Annotated in this window: 3 protein-coding genes; all 3 read left to right on the forward strand. The window is 72.8% G+C overall.

Going from position 1 to position 2,790, the window contains the following annotated elements; all coding sequences use genetic code 11:
• The coding region (locus ABEB16_RS16850) for an ATP-binding cassette domain-containing protein (RefSeq protein ID WP_345713382.1) at positions 1 to 636 on the forward strand (636 nt) is incomplete at its 5' end.
• Complete coding sequence (gene mmsB / locus ABEB16_RS16855; RefSeq protein WP_425560232.1) at positions 633 to 1,874, forward strand: multiple monosaccharide ABC transporter permease; 1,242 nt, start codon at positions 633 to 635, stop codon at positions 1,872 to 1,874. The genes ABEB16_RS16850 and mmsB, both read left to right, overlap by 4 nt.
• A 159-nt stretch (positions 1,875 to 2,033) precedes the next feature.
• On the forward strand, positions 2,034 to 2,790 hold a 757-nt coding region (gene coaE, locus ABEB16_RS16860; protein ID WP_345713383.1), incomplete at its 3' end, for a dephospho-CoA kinase.

Consider the following 2,790-nt stretch of genomic DNA (forward strand, 5'->3'; position numbering starts at 1 on the left):
CAGGCCCGCTCCGTGCGGGAGGCGATCCGCCACGGCATCGCGTACGCCACGGAGGACCGCAAGAAGTACGGCCTCAACCTCATCGACGACATCAAGCGCAACATCTCGGCCTCGGCGCTCGGCAAGCTCGCCTCCGCGGGTTTCGTCAACTCCCACGAGGAGATCCGCGTCGCCGAGCAGAGCAAGCGCAGCATGAACATCAAGGCCCCGACCGTGATGTCCGTCACCGGCAAGCTCTCCGGCGGCAACCAGCAGAAGGTCGTCCTCTCGAAGTGGATCTTCGCCGACCCCGACGTGCTGATCCTCGACGAACCCACCCGCGGGATCGACGTCGGCGCCAAGTACGAGATCTACACGATCATCAACCGCCTCGTGGCGGCCGGCAAGGCGGTCATCGTCATCTCCTCCGAGCTGCCCGAGCTGCTCGGCATCTGCGACCGCATCTACACCCTCTCCGCCGGCCGGATCACCGGTGAGCTGCCCCGCGGCGAGGCCACCCAGGAGAGCCTGATGGCCCTCATGACCAAGGAGCGGTCGGCCGGGGCCACCACCGCCGCCCCCGGCCCCACCGCCCCGAACGCGATCAGCCCCAGCGCCACCCACCCCAGCGCGAACACCCAGGAGCAGTCCGCATGAGCGCGAACCCCGACGTCGCCACGAGCCGGCCGCCGGCCGGCCCGCAGGGCCACACACCGCACACCGGCAGTGCCAACCCGTTCGTGGCGATGGCCGCCAACCTGCGCACCAGCGGCATCTACATCGCCTTCGTGGTGGTCGTCCTGCTCTTCGCGCTCCTCACCGATGGGCTGTCGTTGAGCCCGGGCAACGTCACGAACATCGTGCTGCAGTACTCCTACGTGCTGGTGCTCGCCATCGGCATGCTCATGATCATCGTCGCCGGGCACATCGACCTCTCCGTCGGCTCGGTGGTCGCGCTCACCGGCGCGGTCTCGGCGAAACTCGTCATCGGCTCCGGGCAGCCGTGGTGGGTCGGCGTCGCGGCCGCCCTCGGCGTCGGCCTCCTCATCGGCGCGTGGCAGGGTTTCTGGGTCGCCTTCGTGGGCATCCCCGCCTTCATCGTGACGCTGGCGGGCATGCTGCTCTTCCGCGGCCTGACCTTCTACGTCCTCGACAACGTCTCCCTCTCGCCGTTCCCCGCGGAGTACACCAAGATCGCGACCGGGTTCCTCAACGGTCTGCTCGGGGGCAACGGCTACGACGCCTTCACGTTGTTCATCGGCGCCTTCGCGGTGGCCGGCTACGCCGTCAGCCAGTTCCGCACCCGCCGCGCCCGCATCCGCTACGAGCAGACCGTCGACGCGATGCCGCTGTTCGTGCTGCGCCTCGTCGCCGTCGCCGCCGTCGTCATGGCCTTCGCGTGGCTGCTGGCCACCAGCCGCGGCCTGCCGGTCGTGCTCATCATCCTCGCGGTGCTGATCCTGGGCTACTCCGTCGTGATGAAGTCCTCGGTGTTCGGCCGGCAGGTCTACGCCATCGGCGGCAACCTCTCCGCCGCGCAGCTGTCCGGCGTCAACGTCCGCATGGTCAACTTCTGGCTGTTCGTCAACATGGGCTTCCTCGCCGCCGTCGCGGGCGTCATCTTCTCCTCCCGCTCCAACGGCGCCCAGCCCAGCGCGGGCAACAGCTTCGAGCTCGACGCGATCGCCGCGGCCTTCATCGGCGGCGCCGCGGTCACCGGCGGGGTGGGCACGATCCCCGGCGCGATGGTCGGCGCCCTGCTCGTCGGCGTCATCTCCAACGGCATGCAGCTGTTGAACGTCGACCAGTCCCTGCAGCAGGTCATCAAGGGCCTCGTGCTGCTGCTGGCCGTCGCCTTCGACGTCTGGAACAAGCGGCGCGGCGGCGTGCGCTGACCTGCGCGCCACATCGCGGGCGGGGGCCCGGCCGGGGATCCGGCCGGGCCCTCGCCCGTGTCCGGGGTCGTCCGTCACCGCCGCCCGACGGCACCGGCGTGCGGCACCGGCGTCCGGCACGGCCGGGTGCCGGGCGCCGGGTGCGCCTAGGCTTCCCGCGTGCTGCGGGTTGGGCTCGTGGGCGGGAACGGGGCGGGCAAGTCGACCGCCTCACGGCGGCTGCGCGAGCTGGGCGCGGTCCTCGTCGACGCCGACGTCGTGGCCCGGGAGGTCGTCGCCGCCGGCACGCCCGGCCTGGCCGCGGTCGCCGAGGCGTTCGGGCCCGGTGTCCTGACCCCGGCCGGCGAGCTGGACCGCCCGGCGCTGGGGCGCGTCGTCTTCGCCGATCCCGCCCAGCGCGAGCGGCTCAACGCGATCGTCCACCCGCTCGTCGCGCGCCGCCGGGCGGAGCTGGTCGCGGCGGCCGCCGACGACGCCGTCGTCGTGGAGGACGTGCCGCTGCTGGTGGAGAACGGCATGGCCCCCGACTTCCACCTCGTGCTGGTCGTGCACGCCGACGCCGGGCTGCGGCTGCGGCGGCTGGTCGCCGACCGGGGAATGACCGAGTCCGACGCCGCCGCCCGCATCGCCGCGCAGGCCGGCGACGGGCAGCGGCTGGCCGCCGCCGACGCCGTCCTGGACAACACCGGCCCACCGGCGGCGCTGCTGGCGCAGGTGGACGCGTCGTGGCACGAGCGGCTGGTGCCGTTCGAGGCGAACCTGCGGGCGGGCCGGCGGGTGCACGGGCCGCCGCTGCGCCTGGTGGAGCACCGGACGTCGTGGGCGGCGCAGGCCGTGCGGCTCGCCGCCCGGATCGCGCGCGCCGCGGGGAGCTCGTGCCGGGGGGTGGAGCACATCGGCTCCGCCGCCGTCCCCG

Origin of the sequence: Kineococcus glutinatus, assembly GCF_039542765.1 — a bacterium.
GTDB lineage: Bacteria > Actinomycetota > Actinomycetes > Actinomycetales > Kineococcaceae > Kineococcus_A > Kineococcus_A glutinatus.

Coding starts and splice junctions, on each gene's coding strand:
- mmsB (WP_425560232.1), top strand. CDS start 633: ATGAGCGCGAACCCCGACGTCGCCACGAGCCGGCCGCCGGCCGGCCCG.